Genomic DNA, 15367 nt, shown 5'->3' with positions numbered 1-15367 from the left:
TCGGTTCAGTTCGAATGAAAAGCTGGTAATTTGCAAACCATTGTTAAATCGCGGCGGAACGGAAAACCATCGCGGAAAACTACTGCATGCCGCCGCCATTCGCGCCGCCCATGCCGCCCATGCCTTTGCCGCCGTGCCCTCCTTTACCGGACAACTTGTCCTTGCCGACCACGGAACTGCGTTCGCAAGAAGCCTGGTCCACACGCTGCAGCCGGTCCGCCAGGAACAGCCGCACTGCCTGCCGCTGCTGGTCGTCGAGCGCATCGTTCATGGTCAGCCACAGGTCGCGCAGCTGGCGTCCGTCCTGGGCCGACAATCCGGATTCGGCGTCGATCGCCGCCGACAGCTGGCGCAAGTCGATAGCCGGATCCTTGAGGCCGTTCGCCATGTTTGCCTGCAGGTCGCGCTGCCGTTTTTCCCGCTCGCCCAGGATGCCGCGCGTCTTGGTTTCGATCTGGCGCCACAAGGTCTGCTGGTTCTGGTTCAGGTGCAGTTCGTCTTTCACGCCGTCCGCCGCCGACAGCACGTCTTCGCTACGGAAATCCATCACCGGCGCCGCCAGCACCGAGGCCGCCAGGCTTAGGCAGACTAGCGCCGAGCCCCACTTCAAGGCGGACCGCAACTGGTTAACATGCATGGCAATCTCCTGTAAATAAATTGGCTATTTAACCGGAGTTGCGCGCCCTGCGAGGCAGGTGAATCATTTGGTAACAGCTGGCCGGTTATTGATACACGCTGTTGCCGGGCGCAATTTAGCGCGCATTCCTCTATGCGTTGCTTTATTATTAGCAACTTATCGCCTGCGCCCCTTCACCGGAAGACCGACCTTCATGATAAAAATCTCTGGCCTTACCTTCGATTATCCCGGCCATCGCGCCTTGCACCAGGTCAGCCTGCAAGTCGAGGCCGGCAGCGTGACCGCGCTGGTCGGCTCCAACGGCGCCGGCAAAACCACCCTGATGCGTTGCATCGCCGGCCTGGAAACGCCCCTCGCCGGCTCGATCAGCGTGGCCGGCATGGATGTGCTGGAACGGCCGCGCGAAGTGCACCGGATCATGGGCTACCTGTCCGATTTCTACGGCCTGTACCAGTCGCTGACAGTGGCGCAGTGTTTTGAATATGCCGCCGCCGCCCAGGGCTTGCCGGCGCCGGCGATCCCGCAGGCGATACAGACCACGGCGCAGCAGCTGGGACTGACGGAGCGCCTGCAGCAGACCTGCGACAAGCTGTCGCGCGGCCTGCGCCAGCGGGTCGCGATCGGCCAGGCCATCATCCACGGGCCGCAGATCCTGCTGCTGGACGAACCGGCATCCGGCCTTGATCCGGAAGCGCGCGCCAGCCTGGCCGGCCTGTTCCGCCTGTTGCAGGCGCAGGGCATGACCTTGCTGGTGTCGTCGCATATCCTGGCCGAACTGGACGAATACTCCACCCACATGCTGGCCCTGCGCGACGGCAAGGTGCTGGAATATCGCGCGCTGGATCACGGCAGCACCGCGCAGGCGCCGCGCAAATCGCTGCGGATCACGCTGGCGCAAGCCAATCCCGGCCTGCATGCGCAGCTGGCAGCCGAACCGGCATTGCAGGTCAGCGCCAGCGACGAGCGCAGCGCCGACTTCATGTTCAGCGGCGACGAACACGCCCAGGCGGCGTTGCTGGCGCGCCTGGTCGCCGGCGGCCTGCAGGTCTCCAGCTTCGCCGACCAGAAGGAAAACCTGCAGCAATCCTACCTGCGCTCAGTGGCCAGCTATGAACAAAACGGACAAAACATTGCAAGCGGGAGCGCATCATGATCAATCCTGAATTCAAACGCAACCTGTGGCTGCAGTTTTCCCTGCATCGCCTGATCGCCATGCCGGCCATCCTGGGACTGGTTTTTTTCACGCTCAGCCTCGCCAACGACAACTGGCCGGGCGGCGTGCCGCTCGACAGCGTGGCGCTGGTCCTGTTCGGCGGCATCGTCTGCCTGTGGGGTACCCGCAACGCCAGCAACGCCGTGATCGAAGAAATCCGCGACAAGACCTGGGACCAGCAGCGCATGAGCGCGCTCGATCCCTGGACCATGACCTGGGGCAAGCTGTTCGGCGCCACCGCCTTCAACTGGTATGGCGGCCTGCTGTGCCTGCTGGTGTTCGTGATTGCGGCCCTGGTGCGCGAGCATAGCATGCCCTTGAGCAGCGGCCTGACCCTGGCCGCGCTGGGCATCCTGATGCATGCCGCGACGATTGCCTTGAACCTGCACCTGATGCGCAGCGACATACGCGCCGTGCAGCGCGGCGGCATCGCCTGGGCGGTGGTGCTGATCGCCGTGATGTTCGCGCCGCCGTTCCGCTCCGCGGCCGACGCCTCCGTTTCCTGGTGGGGCCAGCCGTTTGCCTACAGCTCTTTCCTGCTGGCCAGCGTCGCGTTCTTCGCCGCCATCGCCGTGTTCGCCGCCTGGCGCAGCATGAACAGCGCCTTGCAGATCACCACCGCTCCCTGGGCCTGGCCGCTAGCCTGCTGCCTGCTGGCGGCCTATGTCGGCGGCTTTAGCGGCGGCGCCGGACTGCTGTGGATAGGATTGCTGTTCGCGCTAGCCATGACCTATGCCGCGCTGTTCACGGAAGAAAACGATATCGCGCTCTGGCAACGGGTCGTCGCCAGGGCCAAGACCGGCAACTGGCACGGCCTGTTCCAGAACCTGCCGATCTGGCCGACCACGCTGGTCCTGAGCTTCTGCCTGGCCTTGCTGCTGCAGTTCAGCAGCGCCCAGGAATTGCCGTTCAAGCTGCGGATAACCACAGCCGACCTGTCTTTCCTGGCGCCGGCGCTGGCCCTGATGCTGTTGCGCGACTGCTGCGTCTACCTGTTCTTCGCGTTTTCCGGCAAGAGCAAGCGGGTCGGCGCCACCACCATCCTGTACCTGGCGCTCATCAACGGCTTGCTGCCATTCCTGAGCAACATGATGGGCTTGAAAGCGCTCGCCATATTTTTCATGCCGCTGCACATCGGCAACGGCTGGCAGATGCTTGGCATCGCGCTGCTGCATGCCGCATTGGCCTTGGCGCTGCTGGGCTGGCGCTGGCGCCGGCAAGCCTTGCAGGACGACTTGCCGCAGCCGGTTTAAGCCCGCGCCGAGGCCAGCAAGCCTTCGATGATGTGGTCAAGCTTGAAGGCGTCGGCGGCAAAACCGCGTATTCCTTCCGCCAGTTTTTCGGTAGCCATGGCGTCGTCGTTGAGCGCATAGCGGAAGCCGGCTTCGTCGTAGCTGATTTCGCGCAGGTCGGCAGCGGCGGCGGCATCCTTGTCCAGCGCGCGCGACAAAGGCGCGTCGCTGGCTTGCAGCTGCGCCAGCAGGTCCGGACTGATGGTCAGCAGGTCGCACCCTGCCAGCGCGGCGATCTGGCCGACGTTGCGGAAACTGGCTCCCATCACTTCAGTGTCGATCCCGAAGCGCTTGTAATAGCTGTAGATCTGCGCCACCGACTTCACGCCAGGATCGTTGCCAAGCGTATTCGCTGATTCATCCCAGGCGCTGCCTGCGGATTTCTTGTACCAGTCATAGATGCGGCCGACGAACGGCGAGATCAGGCGTACCTTGGCGGCGCCGCAGGCGACCGCCTGGCAGAAGGAAAACAGCAGGGTCAGGTTGCAGCGTATGCCTTCGCGCTCCAGGATGGCCGCGGCCTGGATCCCTTCCCAGGTCGAAGCGATCTTGATCAGCACCCGCTCGCGGCCGATGCCGGCGGCTTCATACAAGGCCATGATGCGGCGCGCCCGGGCTACCGTGGCGGCGGTGTCGAAACTCAGCCTGGCGTCGACTTCGGTCGAGACCCGGCCCGGCACCACTTGCAAGATCTCCAGGCCGAAACGCACCAGCACCTGGTCGACGATCTGGTCCAGCGCGTTATCGGCGTGGGCGGCGACCGTCTCGGCCAGCAGCGGCGCATAATCGGCTTGCTGCACGGCCTTCAGGATCAGCGATGGATTGGTGGTGGCGTCGCGCGGCTTGAATTGCGCCAGCTGCTTGAAATTGCCTGTATCTGCTACTACGGTCGTATATTGCTTGAGCTGGTCCAGCTGGTTCATGTCTGTCCTTGTAGGTAGGGAATGCGATAAGAAGTCAAAAATTCGTCAAAGTTCAGTCGTGCAAGGCCTGCGCGGCGGGAAACAGTCCGCGGAATTTGCGGTAGCGCTCTTGCAGAACTTCCTGCTGCCCGGCTGCCGGCACGAAGCGCGCCTTGACCGGCATGCCCAGGCCCGGCAGGTCTTGGCCGCAACCATACGCCAGGAAACCCAGCTTGGCGGCGCCGATGCAGGCGCTGAGCTCGCTGCCCGACAGGGTGCAGATTTCGCGGTCGAGGATGTTCGATAGCAGCTGCGCCCAATAGTCGCTGCGGGCGCCGCCGCCGACCAGCGAACAGGCGGCCACTTCCGCGCCCGCCGACTGCACCGCGGCCATCGCATCGCGCAGGCCGAAACCCACGCCTTCCAGCACCGCATAACCGAGCATCGCCGGCGTCGTCTCATAAGCCAGGTTCATGAAGCCGCCGCGCAGCAGCGGATCGTTGTGCGGAGTGCGCTCGCCAGCCAGGTAAGGCAGGAACAATGGCGTCGCCGCGGGAACCGGCTGGTCCAGCGGCAAATGCTCTTGCACCTGTTGCAACAAGGCCTGCTCGCTGGCCTGCCCCAGCAGCTGGGTGACCCAGCGCAGGCAGCTGGCGCCGGCCAGCATCGCGCCCATGGTGTACCAGCGCTGCGGCAGCGCGTGGCAAAAGCTGTGCACCGCGCTGGCCGGATTGCCGGCTACATGGTCGGTAATCGCAACCATGGCGGCGCTGGTGCCGAGCGTGACGAAAGCCTGGCCGGCCTCGATCGCGCCGATGCCCACCGCCGATACCGGATTGTCGCCGCCGCCGCCGGCCACCAGCACCGGCGGCTGCAGCGCCAGCTGCGATGCCGCGGCGGCGCTCAGGTCGGCTGACGCTGCCGAACCTTCCACCAGCCGCGGCATGTGATGCAGCTCCAGCCCGGTGGCTTGCAGCATGGGCTCGAACCAGTCGCGCTTATGCACGTCCAGCCACAGCGTGCCGGCGGCGTCGGAGACGTCGCTGATGCGCTCGCCGGTCAGGCGCAGGCGCAGGTAATCCTTGGGCGACAGCACGCAGGAAATCCGGCTGAACAGCTGCGGCTCATGCTCGCGCAGCCACAACAGCTTGGGCGCGGTCAACCCCGCCATCGGCAGGCTGCCGGTGATGCCGGCGAAAGCAGGATGCGCGCGCTCCAGCAATTGCGCCTGCGCCAGCGCGCGCGAATCGTCCCACAGGATCGCCGGGCGCAGCACATGGTTGTCCCGGTCCAGCAGCACTGCGCCATGCATCTGTCCTGACAGACCGATGCAGCGCACCCTGGCGTACGCGGCCGGCTGCTGCTGCCGCAACTGATGCAGGCCCGCCAGGCAGGCTTGCCACCAGTCTTCCGGATCCTGCTCGGACCAGCCGGCCTGCGGCCGCGAAATGCTCAGTCGGACGCCGGCATGCGCCAGCACCGTGCCGCTCTCGTCCAGCAATACCGCTTTCAGTTCCGACGTGCCGAGATCTATCCCTAGCGATATGGGACTGCCCATAGATATCCGTTTCCAGTAAAAAATGTCAAAGACAGCCGCAGGAATTGCGGATGCGCAGCGTCGGCGCCAGCCGCACCGTCTGTTTTTTGCCGTCCGGCGCTTCGATCCGCTTCATCAGCAGCTTGACTGCCCGCATTCCCAGTTCCTTGACCGGCTGCGCCATCACGGTCAGGCGCGGAATGAAAAAATCGGCCCAGTCGAAATCGTCGAAACCGACCAAGGCGATCTGTTCCGGCACGTCGACCTTGGCGTCGCGCAAGGCATGCATGGCGCCGATGGTCATCAGGTTGTTGGCGGCCATGATGGCGGTCGGCGGCGCCGCCAGCGTCAGCAGCTGGCGGGTGGCGCGCCTTGCCGGTTCGCTGCTGGATTCGCCGCTGACCAGCAGCGCCGGATCGAAGCGCAGGCTGGCGGCGTCCAGCGCCGCGCGGTAGCCTTCAATCCGCTCATCGGTCGTGGTCAGGCCCGGGCTGCCGGAAATCAATGCGATGCGTTTATGGCCATGTTCGACCAGGTGGCTGACCAGCTCCTGCGAGGATTTCTTGTTTTCCACGCCGACCTGGTCGAAACCCTGCGCCACCAGGCGGTCCACCAGCACCGCCGGGATCTCGTTGGCGCGCAGGTATTCCAGCGCCAGGTGCTGCGGATCGGCGGACGGCGCCAGCAGGATGCCGTCGACCCGCCGGTGGTGCAGCGCCTTGACCGCGCGCAGTTCCTGCTCCGGATCGTCGCGGGTGTCGACATACAGCATCATGATGCCGTGCCTGGCGCATTCGGTTTCGATGGCGTGCACGGTTTCGCTGAAATAATGGTTGGAGAGCGCGGAAATCGCCACGCCGATCGTGTTCGATGTCGAACGCGCCAGCGAGCGCGCCAGGGTGTTGGGGATGTAGCCGAGCGCCTGGATCGCCGCCTCTACCGCACGCACGGTAGCCGGACTCACCTTGCGCGTACCGTTCAAGACATGCGAGACCGTCGACGTCGACACCTTCGCGATTCTTGCGACATCATCCATCGTAGCCACTTGTTCTCCCCTTGCTTTAGGCCGGCGGCTGCCGGCGACCCGGTTCCGGTAGCCGCCTTTTCACGTCAGCGCTGGCTGGACCAGCCTTTATAGGTAGCGACATTATCATGAGTAATCAGCACCGGCGCCAGCAAAACCACCGGCTTGGCGGGACGCTTGCCGTTCAGGATGTCGTAGCCGATGGCCACCGCATCCTGGGCCTGGGCCCAAGGGTCCTGGCTGGACGATGCCTGGATCGACGTGCCCGATTTCAACGCCGCTTCGATATCCGGCGCGCCGTCGACCGAAGTGATGATGATGCCGCTGCGCTTGAGCTGCTTGGCGGCAAGGTCGCTGCCGATCGCCTGCGGATCGTTGATGGTGAACAAGCCGTCGATTTTCGGGAAGCGCGTCAGGTAACCCTGCATGGCGTTCAAGCCGCCCTCGCGCGAACCCTTGCCATCCTGGTCGTCGGACAACAGCTTGATGCCGGGCGCTGCGGCAAACACCGCTTTGCAGCCTTTGACGCGGTCGGTGACGGCGGTCACCTGCGGCCCGTTCTGGATGATCACGTTACCCTTGCCGCCCAGCTTGTCGACCAGGTATTTGCAGGCCAGCTTGCCGGCCAGTTCGTTGTCGGTCTGCACCGTGGCATCGACGCCCTTGGCGCCGACATCCACCGCCACCACCACGATCCCGGCCTTTTGCGCTTTCTTGATGGCCGGTTCGATGGCGACCGGATCGGTAGCATTGAGCAGGATCAGGTCGACCCCGGCTGAAATGAAATTGTCGATCTGCGTGAACTGCTTGCTCAGGTCATAGTCGGCCGACACCGCGGTGACCTTGACGTTGGGATTGATCTGCTGGGCCTTGGCCTTGGCGCCGTTGGCCAGCGTCACGAAATAAGGATTGCCGAGCGAACCGACGGTGATGCCGACTGCCTTCAGCTCACGCGCCTGCACCACGCCTGACATGGTCAAGGCCAGCGTCAGCGGAAGTATTGCAGCCATAGCGATTTTTTTCATCATGCTTGATCTCCTGTTGCCGGTCATATGAAAATCCAGGGACAACGACCAGCTTGTCGCACCCGGTGGTCGAGAAAATTTTTACCGAACTCAGGTACGCGCGCCAGACTGGCGGTAACGGTCCAGCGCCACCGCGCCGATGATCACGATGCCCTTGATGATGTATTGCCAGATGTCGGACACGCCCAGCAACACCAGGCCGTTGGTCAGCACCGCGATGATCAGCGCGCCGACCAGGGTGCCGCCGATGGAGCCGACGCCGCCGGTAAAGCTGGTGCCGCCCAGGATCACCGCCGCGATCGCATCCAGCTCATAGGATTGCCCCAGCTGCAAGCCGTTGGCCGCCGACAGGCGCGATGCAGTCATCACCGCGCCCAGGCCGGCCAGCAGGCCCGACACCGCATACACGAACAACAGCACCTTCCAGACCTTGATGCCGGACAGGCGCGCCGCCTCATGGTTGCCGCCCACCGCGTAGATCTGCACGCCGATCACGGTACGGCGCAAGATGAACCAGGAAACCGCCACCACCAGCAAGGCGATGATCACCAGCCAGGGCACGCCCAGCACCGAATCGTTGCCGATGAAGGCAAACGGCAGCTCCGCGTTGAATACTGTCTTGTCGTCCGCCAGCAGCCGCGCCAGGCCGCGCATCGCGGTCAGCGCGCCGAGCGTGACGATGAACGGCGGCAAGCGCATGAAAGCAATCAGGACGCCGTTGGCCAGGCCCAGCAGCAGGCCGAAGCCGATGCCGGCAGCGATCCCCAGCATGCCGAACTGCGGCGACAGCGAAGCCAGCATCGCCACCACTGCCGACGCCGCCAGGATCGCGCCGACCGAGAGGTCGATGCCGGCGGTCAGGATGACGAAGGTCATGCCGGCCGCCAGCACGATATTCACGGACGCCTGCTGGGTGATGATCGACAGGTTCTGCACCGTGAAGAAGTTTTCGCTCATCAGGGCGAAACCCAGCACCAGCAACAGCAGCACCGGCAGCATGCCGACCGTGCGCAACAATTCGCGCAGCTGTTCGCGCTTGCCGATGGTCTCGGCCGTGATCTTGCTACTTGCTTCCATGATATTTGTCTCCATGCTGTTCTGATTCATGATTGCCGCCTCGCGTGCTCAAGCCGCCTGCCGGTCATGCCGCCTGCGGCTCCACCTGCTGCGCGCCGGTCGCCAGTTCGATAATGTTTTCCTGGGTGATTTCACGCCCCGAATGCCCGCCCAGTTCGGCCACCAGCTCACCTTCGCGCATCACCAGCACCCGGTCCGAGGTGCCGACGATTTCCGGCAGTTCGCTGGAAATCACCACCACGCCGATGCCGGCCTGGGCCAGTTCGTTGATGATGCGGTAGATCTCCGACTTGGCGCCGATGTCGACTCCGCGCGTCGGTTCGTCCAGGATCAGCACATGCGGCTTGATTTCCAGCAGGCGCGCCAGCAGCACCTTCTGCTGGTTGCCGCCCGACAGTGCGCCGACATTGATGTTGGGCGAAGCCACCCGGATCGCCAGCGACTTGATGGCGGCGCCGGCGCGCTGCGCGCCGCGGCTGCGGTCCAGCACGCCGCCATGGCTGGCGTCCGGCACGCAGGCGCAGACGTTGATGTTGTCGCGCACGCTCATGTCCAGGAACAGGCCTTGCGATTTGCGGTCTTCGGTCAGGTAGGCGACCCCGGCGCGGATCGCATCGACCGGGCCGCGCAGCGACGTCACCGCCTTGCCGGCCACTTCCAGCGTGCCGGAAATGCGCGGATCGGCGGCAAAGATCAGGCGCGCCAGCTCCGTGCGGCCGGCGCCGACCAGGCCGGCGATGCCCAGCACCTCGCCCGCATGCAAATCGAAACTGCAGCCGCGGACCCGTTTGCCGTCGGCCATGTCGCGCACCCGCATGACGACATTGCCGGGATCGTAAGGCGCATGTTCCTTCTTGTAGAAACCGGAGAGGTCGCGCCCCACCATCATTTTCACCAGCGCTTCAGCCGACAGCTCGTCGCGCGCCAGCATGCCGACGTGCTTGCCGTCGCGCAATACCGAGACCTTGTCCGACAATTCGTAGATTTCAGCCATGCGATGGCTGATGTAGACGATCGCCAGGCCCTCCTGGCGCAGCTGGCGGATCAGTGCGAACAAACGGTCAGTCTCGCGCGAAGACAGCGGCGTCGTGGGTTCGTCCATCACCAGGATCCGCGCATGGGCATGGATCGCACGCGCGATCTCCACCAGCTGGCGCTCGGCGATCGACAGCGTGCTGACCTTGGTCTGCGGCTTGAATTCCGCGCCCAGGCGCTTCAAGACGTCGACGCAGCCGGCCTCCATCGCCTTGCGGTCGACGCTCCAGCCGCGCTTCAGTTCGCGCCCGAGATAGATGTTCTCGGCCACGCTCAGGTTGGGGCACAGGCTCAGCTCCTGGTAGATGACCGCCACGCCATGTTCCTTGGCGGCGCCCGGGCCGTAGCTGGCGACGCACCGGCCGTCGATGCGGATCTCGCCGCCGGCGTCGGCCTGGTGGGCGCCGGACAGCACTTTCATCAGGGTCGACTTGCCGGCGCCGTTCTCGCCCATCAAGGCATGGACTTCGCCGGCATGCACGGTCAGGTCGACCTCTTTCAGCACCCGCAAGCCGCTGAAGGTCTTGGAGATGCCGCGCATCTCGAGGATTGGCGTCGCGCCCGACTCAGATTTCATCAATAAGCCCTCGTTTTGATGGAGCGATCACTCACTTTTAAAATAAGTTGATCGCTGGAACAACAACATGACTGAATGGAAAGATCAAAAAGCAGATCAGAAGCGAATCGGAGACGGGCCAGGAAATGCCGGCCGCGTGCAAGCATTTTCGCGCGAGCGATCGCTCAATATCGATGCTTTACGGGGCTCGGGAACAGGCGGCGCTGCCCTACCTCGGCGTGGAATATGCATGGGTTTGTCTCCGGGTTTCTTGGTTTTTTATCCAGGCCACAACACCGCCGGAAAGCATCCGGATCAGTATTTTCGACCTGATTTGATACTGATATTAGAGGAAAGCAAGCGCTTGCGCAAGCGCTTGCTTTTTCACATTGAGCACCTCAGTAGTGCTGCATCAGCGAAACATACAAGGATTTCAATTGAGATTAAGAACGATTGAGCGAACTAACCCTATAAGGGTCAGCGCCCACGAACTTGAAGAACCAGATGGGGACACCCCCTCTAGACAAAGCCAATTCTCAATCAGGGATTTTCAACAACTGATGTTCCAGACGCCGAATTCCTGAAATTAGATTGCGAAAACTATCCGAACGAACATTTTCCGAATCCAGATATTGGCCAATTTGCCTAGAACCGCTTACTTTTTGATAACGCCTCTTGATTAACTCCTCCAATTCCGCAGATGGGGAGCCGAGCAAGTCTGGTCGACGAAATTTTGCTTTTTGCTGATGCCGGACCAATCCCCTCACCTCCAGCCCGACCTCCACCGCAGCAAGATCAGCCAGATAAAAAGCCTCGAGCTCCCGACACGCAATACGCACCAAAGTAACAGCATCCTTGCCCGCATCTCGACACTGCTTAACAAGAAATCGTTTCAATGCCTTGCAATCTGCATGACTATCTTGATCTCTCATCACAATAAATCTGGCATGTGGATTCAAATAATGACGTAAGCGCTTGACCATTTGTTTTTCCAAATCCTGCTTCCCCTCAAAGGGAATCAGTCGAGGCACAATCTGCGGATCAAGAATGCGAGGTAACAAACTTTCTAACATTGCCTTGGCTGAAGCTTCTTCTAGCAAAAACACAAGTTCTCTCATTTCGGGTCAACGCCCTCAAAAAAACCTTGCTTCCACAGATATCCCATTTGATCTCCCTCGCTCATATACCGCGCAATTTGCGCGTCATCTTTCGCGCGGCGAATCTCAGTTGCGCCGTTGATTTTAACCAACCAACACACCTCATCTAGCTCAACGGCATTCAAAAAATCGGGGGAGTGCGTAGATACCAAGACCTGCCCCCCTCGTTCAGCATATTGACGAAACTCTTCAGCCAATTCAGACATTAACTTGGGGTACAACTGATTTTCTGGCTCTTCGACACACAACAAGGGATGCGGTTTTGGGTCATACAGCAACACCAGATATGCGAACATCTTGATGGTGCCATCCGACACATAGCGATCAAGAAAAGGGGTTTTAAATGAGCCATCTTTAAATCGCAGAGTCAAGTATCCGTCATCCATCAACCGCGGCTCAACCTCACTTACCCCAGGGACACGACGAGCGATAGTCTTTAGTATTTTTTTAAAGGTTTCCCGATGTTCCTCATAGAGATAACGTGCAACAAGCGGTAAATTGTCACCTGTTTCAGATAAATGCTCAGAATCCCCAGAGGCCTCTTTGCGACCACGCGCAGAATTTATGTGGAAGTCAGACACATGCCATGACTCGATCAACTGCCTAAATGCATTTGCTGCCTTAAATCGCTCAAATTGACCCAATCCCTTAATTGCAAGAGTATCAGGAGAAACATTTTGCCTCTCGCGAGTCAGTTCATCGTCCGACAGAGTGAAATCTCCCTCGTTCGTGATCGCGAACCCCTCCCCATTGGCAAAGTCGAGAAAGCGATAAGGACTGCCGTAGCGACCACGTTTATAGCGAAGCACCTCGCGCTTAATAAAAGGGGAATTGTCCTTCTCCGCAATTTCCAATGAGTACGTCACCAGTCGATCCACCTCCGCAATCATCATGCGATACTGAATTTCGATCAATATAGTGTCGCCATCACTATCTCGACTCAACACCTCTTTAAATCGACCGCGACTGTCCAAGGCCTGCCTCACACTACCTTTCAGACAATCATGCAAAAAACCAAAGACGTCAAACAATGTGGTTTTACCTGCGCCATTCGCGCCAACCACGACCAAAAATGACGGGATATCCTGAAGATGTACGTCTTTAAACGCTTTGAAATTTTTTAATCGTATGGATTCAATTTTCATGGATGTACCCTAAGTCGCTAAATAAATGACGCATCGCGCTCATCAAATTGGATAAGCGCATAACACACAAATTGTGCCGCCAATCTCGCACGACTTTCTCAATTTCCAGCCACCGTCATGCATTCAATTAGCACCGAACCAGTCTGCTTGGTGCCGCGGATCAGCGAATCGGCGCCGATGGCGACGATCTGCGCCAGCATGTCTTTCATGTTGCCGGCAATCGTGATTTCCTCCACCGGGTACTGGATCACGCCCTTTTCTACCCAGTAGCCGGAAGCGCCGCGCGAATAGTCGCCGGTGACGTAGTTGACGCCCTGCCCCATCAGCTCGGTCACCAGCAGGCCGGTATCGAGCTTTTTCAGCATCGCCTTGAAGTTGTCCGAGGATTTGGTCAGCGAGGAAGTCATGCTCAGGTTATGCGAGCCGCCGGAATTGCCAGTGGTTTTCATGCCCAGCTTGCGCGCCGAATAGGTCGACAGGAAGTAACCCTGCACCACGCCGTCCTTGACCACGTCGCGCCTCTGCGTCTTGACGCCCTCCTCGTCGAACGGCGCAGAACCGACCGCGCCGATCAGGTGCGGGTCCTCCACGATCTGGATATGCGGCGCAAACACCGGTTTGCCCAGGGTATCCAGCAAGAAGGTCGACTTGCGGTACAGCGCGCCGCCCGACACCGCCTGCACGAAGGCCCCCAGCAGGCCGGCCGCCAGCGGCGCCTCGAACAGCACCGGGCATTTGCGGGTATCCAGCTGGCGCGCGTTCAGGCGCGCCAGTGCGCGCTCTGCGGCGTAACGACCGATCGCTTCCGGCTTGGCCAGCTGCCGCGGATCGCGCATCGACGAATACCAGTCGTCGCGCTGCATGTTGCCGCCCTTGCCGGCGATAGGCGCGACTGAAATGGTGTGCCGCGAAAACGGATAACCACCCATGAAACCGCGCGAATTGGCGCTGACGAAGTGCGATTGCTGGGCGTAGACGCCGGCGCCTTCGCTGTTGGTGATGCGCTTGTCGACGGCAAATGCTGCCGCTTCGCAACGTTTTGCCAGTTCGACAGCTTCTTCCGCCGAAATCAGCCACGGCGAACACAGCTTCAAATCCAGCGGATTCATTTCCAATGTATCAACATCCGGCAAGCCGGCGCAATCGTCCTCGGCGGTAAAGCGGGCAATGTTGTAGGCCGCTTCCACCGTGTCTTGCAGGGCTTTGGCCGAAAAATCGGAGGTGCTGGCATTGCCGCGCCGGGTATGGCCTTCCTCGCCCAGGTAGACGGTGACGCCCATGCCCTTGTCCTTGTTTTGCTCGATCGTTTCGACGCTGCCCTTGCGCACGCCCACCGACAAGCCGCTGCCTTCGCTGATTTCGACAGAGGCGCCGGAAGCGCCTTTTTCCCGCGCATAACGCAAGACATCCTGCGCCAACTGTTGCAATTGCTCTTGACTATGGATAAATACGGAGTCGCTCATGGGTCGGTTTTCTTTGGAAAAGGTATAAAACGGTTATCATAGCAGTCGTTTACAGTATGGAAGTACCCTTAACATCATGCCAAATCCCAACCGGGGCTCCTGCGGCTTTCAGTCCAGCGAGTTCGAACAAGAATACGACCGTCCCTCCAAGTCCCAGCTCAAGCGCGAGATGACTGCCCTGCAGAAGCTCGGCGAAGAGCTGATCGCCGAATCGCGCGACCGCGTCAAGCGGGTGCCGATGCCGGAAGATGTGCGCGACGCCATCCTCGAATGCCAGCAGATCAAGGACCACGAAGGACGCCGCCGCCAGACCCAGTACGTCGGCAAGAAAATGCGTACGCTGGAGCCGCACGAAATCGCCGAGATCCAGAAAACCCTGGACAGCTGGAGAGGCTTGTCGAAAGCCGACACCGCCGCCATGCACGCGCTGGAGCGCCATCGCGACCGCCTGCTGAAGGACGACGGCGCGCTGACCGAACTACTGGCGCAACACCCTGAGCTGGACGTGCAGCACATCCGCACCCTGATCCGCAACGGCCGCAAGGAACAGGCGGAGAACAAGCCGCCCAAGGCTTACCGCGAAATCTTCCAGCTGCTGAAACAGCTGCAGAAACCCGGTGCCGGAGCGGACGACAGCGAACAGGACGACGAAGACCAGCAAGACTAACAAAATGCGCACAACAAATCCTGAGCAAAGCCTGAAGATCGGCCTGGTGTCGATTTCCGATCGCGCCAGCGCCGGCGTCTACCAGGACCAGGGCATCCCCGCCCTGCAAGACTGGCTGGCGGCTGCTCTCAGCACTCCCTGGCAAGTAGAAACCCGCCTGATCGCCGACGACCGCGCACTGATCGAACAAACCCTGGTCGAGCTGGTGGACCAGCAGCGTTGCGACCTGGTGCTGACTACCGGCGGCACCGGTCCGGCGCGGCGCGACGTGACGCCGGAAGCGACCCTGGCGGTGGCAACCAAGGAAATGCCCGGCTTCGGCGAACAGATGCGGCAGATCAGCCTGCAGTTCGTGCCTACCGCGATCCTGTCGCGGCAAGTCGCGGTGATCCGCGAAAGCGCCGACCATGCAGCATTGATCTTGAACCTGCCCGGCCAGCCGAAGGCTATCAAGGAAACCCTGGAGGGTTTGAAGGACGCTGACGGCAAACAAAAGGTATCCGGCATTTTCGCTGCCGTGCCCTACTGCATCGACCTGATCGGCGGTCCGTACATCGAAACCAACGAGGCGCTGTGCAAGGCATTTCGGCCCAAATCTGCAATTCGCCCGACAGTTGCGGCAAACCCGCTACCGTGA

At 61.1% G+C, this 15367-nt stretch carries 15 protein-coding genes; 5 read left to right on the top strand and 10 right to left on the bottom strand.

Annotated elements, in window-relative coordinates; genetic code table 11:
- Window positions 1-79: 79 nt before the first annotated feature.
- Window positions 80-637, bottom strand: coding sequence for a hypothetical protein (locus BM062_RS02615; protein WP_092392805.1), 558 nt, complete (start codon window positions 635-637; stop codon window positions 80-82).
- Window positions 638-830: 193 nt separating this feature from the next.
- Between BM062_RS02615 and BM062_RS02610 the strand changes: the two genes are divergently transcribed.
- Together BM062_RS02610 and BM062_RS02605 are read left to right on the top strand one after the other, a co-directional pair.
- Window positions 831-1790: an ABC transporter ATP-binding protein gene (locus tag BM062_RS02610; protein ID WP_092392803.1), complete on the top strand. Its 960-nt coding sequence runs from the start codon at window positions 831-833 to the stop codon at window positions 1788-1790.
- Window positions 1787-3103 (top strand): hypothetical protein, encoded by a 1317-nt coding sequence (locus BM062_RS02605; protein ID WP_092392801.1) that lies wholly within the window; start codon window positions 1787-1789, stop codon window positions 3101-3103. Before BM062_RS02610 ends, BM062_RS02605 begins: the two co-directional genes overlap by 4 nt.
- Here the strand turns inward: BM062_RS02605 and tal are convergent.
- The 6 genes from tal to BM062_RS02575 form a co-directional block, all read right to left on the bottom strand.
- The gene (tal, locus tag BM062_RS02600) at window positions 3100-4065 is read right to left on the bottom strand and encodes a transaldolase (protein ID WP_092392799.1); all 966 of its coding nucleotides are present in this window, start codon (window positions 4063-4065) and stop codon (window positions 3100-3102) included. The genes BM062_RS02605 and tal overlap by 4 nt on opposite strands.
- Window positions 4066-4117: 52 nt before the next feature.
- Window positions 4118-5590, bottom strand: coding sequence for a xylulokinase (xylB, locus tag BM062_RS02595; protein WP_371326542.1), 1473 nt, complete (start codon window positions 5588-5590; stop codon window positions 4118-4120).
- A 37-nt stretch (window positions 5591-5627) separates the two neighbouring features.
- A complete protein-coding gene (locus tag BM062_RS02590; protein ID WP_254784897.1) occupies window positions 5628-6617 on the bottom strand; it encodes a LacI family DNA-binding transcriptional regulator in 990 nt (329 codons plus the stop codon).
- 74 nt (window positions 6618-6691) lie between these two features.
- Complete coding sequence (locus tag BM062_RS02585; protein ID WP_342830373.1) at window positions 6692-7579, bottom strand: ABC transporter substrate-binding protein; 888 nt, start codon at window positions 7577-7579, stop codon at window positions 6692-6694.
- Between the two features lie 141 nt (window positions 7580-7720).
- The gene (locus BM062_RS02580; RefSeq protein WP_092393518.1) at window positions 7721-8707 is read right to left on the bottom strand and encodes an ABC transporter permease subunit; all 987 of its coding nucleotides are present in this window, start codon (window positions 8705-8707) and stop codon (window positions 7721-7723) included.
- A 64-nt stretch (window positions 8708-8771) separates the two neighbouring features.
- Window positions 8772-10319, bottom strand: a complete 1548-nt coding sequence (locus BM062_RS02575) for a sugar ABC transporter ATP-binding protein (RefSeq protein ID WP_092392793.1) — start codon at window positions 10317-10319, stop codon at window positions 8772-8774.
- Between the two features lie 67 nt (window positions 10320-10386).
- On the opposite strand from BM062_RS02575, the gene BM062_RS24915 reads away from it, so the two are divergent.
- Window positions 10387-10755 carry a hypothetical protein gene (locus BM062_RS24915; protein WP_139219975.1) on the top strand — a complete coding sequence of 123 codons (369 nt, stop codon included), beginning with the start codon at window positions 10387-10389 and terminating at the stop codon, window positions 10753-10755.
- 79 nt (window positions 10756-10834) lie between these two features.
- On the opposite strand, the gene BM062_RS02565 is transcribed toward BM062_RS24915, so the two are convergent.
- From BM062_RS02565 to pmbA, 3 genes are all read right to left on the bottom strand, one after another.
- Entirely contained in the window at window positions 10835-11404 is a 570-nt protein-coding gene (locus tag BM062_RS02565; RefSeq protein WP_254784878.1) for a DUF4276 family protein, read from the bottom strand.
- An 8-nt stretch (window positions 11405-11412) separates the two neighbouring features.
- On the bottom strand, window positions 11413-12600 hold the full coding sequence (locus BM062_RS02560; RefSeq protein ID WP_092392787.1) for an AAA family ATPase: 1188 nt from the start codon (window positions 12598-12600) through the stop codon (window positions 11413-11415).
- A gap of 98 nt (window positions 12601-12698) precedes the next feature.
- Window positions 12699-14063, bottom strand: a complete 1365-nt coding sequence (gene pmbA / locus BM062_RS02555) for a metalloprotease PmbA (protein WP_092392785.1) — start codon at window positions 14061-14063, stop codon at window positions 12699-12701.
- A gap of 76 nt (window positions 14064-14139) precedes the next feature.
- On the opposite strand from pmbA, the gene yjgA reads away from it, so the two are divergent.
- Window positions 14140-14730: a ribosome biogenesis factor YjgA gene (yjgA, locus tag BM062_RS02550; protein ID WP_092392784.1), complete on the top strand. Its 591-nt coding sequence runs from the start codon at window positions 14140-14142 to the stop codon at window positions 14728-14730.
- A 4-nt stretch (window positions 14731-14734) separates the two neighbouring features.
- Window positions 14735-15367, top strand: coding sequence for a molybdopterin adenylyltransferase (gene mog / locus BM062_RS02545; RefSeq protein ID WP_092392782.1), 633 nt, complete (start codon window positions 14735-14737; stop codon window positions 15365-15367).

The sequence above is a fragment of the Collimonas sp. OK412 genome, assembly GCF_900112135.1.
Classification (GTDB): Bacteria; Pseudomonadota; Gammaproteobacteria; order Burkholderiales; family Burkholderiaceae_D; genus Collimonas; species Collimonas rhizosphaerae.
Note: the sequence above shows the minus strand (reverse complement) of the source record. Positions and strands in the feature narration are given on the sequence as shown.

Coding starts and splice junctions, on each gene's coding strand:
- BM062_RS02615 (WP_092392805.1), bottom strand. CDS start 637: ATGCATGTTAACCAGTTGCGGTCCGCCTTGAAGTGGGGCTCGGCGCTA.
- BM062_RS02610 (WP_092392803.1), top strand. CDS start 831: ATGATAAAAATCTCTGGCCTTACCTTCGATTATCCCGGCCATCGCGCC.
- BM062_RS02605 (WP_092392801.1), top strand. CDS start 1,787: ATGATCAATCCTGAATTCAAACGCAACCTGTGGCTGCAGTTTTCCCTG.
- tal (WP_092392799.1), bottom strand. CDS start 4,065: ATGAACCAGCTGGACCAGCTCAAGCAATATACGACCGTAGTAGCAGAT.
- BM062_RS02590 (WP_254784897.1), bottom strand. CDS start 6,617: ATGGATGATGTCGCAAGAATCGCGAAGGTGTCGACGTCGACGGTCTCG.
- BM062_RS02585 (WP_342830373.1), bottom strand. CDS start 7,579: ATGTCAGGCGTGGTGCAGGCGCGTGAGCTGAAGGCAGTCGGCATCACC.
- BM062_RS02580 (WP_092393518.1), bottom strand. CDS start 8,707: ATGGAAGCAAGTAGCAAGATCACGGCCGAGACCATCGGCAAGCGCGAA.
- BM062_RS02575 (WP_092392793.1), bottom strand. CDS start 10,319: ATGAAATCTGAGTCGGGCGCGACGCCAATCCTCGAGATGCGCGGCATC.
- BM062_RS24915 (WP_139219975.1), top strand. CDS start 10,387: ATGACTGAATGGAAAGATCAAAAAGCAGATCAGAAGCGAATCGGAGAC.
- BM062_RS02560 (WP_092392787.1), bottom strand. CDS start 12,600: ATGAAAATTGAATCCATACGATTAAAAAATTTCAAAGCGTTTAAAGAC.
- pmbA (WP_092392785.1), bottom strand. CDS start 14,063: ATGAGCGACTCCGTATTTATCCATAGTCAAGAGCAATTGCAACAGTTG.
- yjgA (WP_092392784.1), top strand. CDS start 14,140: ATGCCAAATCCCAACCGGGGCTCCTGCGGCTTTCAGTCCAGCGAGTTC.
- mog (WP_092392782.1), top strand. CDS start 14,735: ATGCGCACAACAAATCCTGAGCAAAGCCTGAAGATCGGCCTGGTGTCG.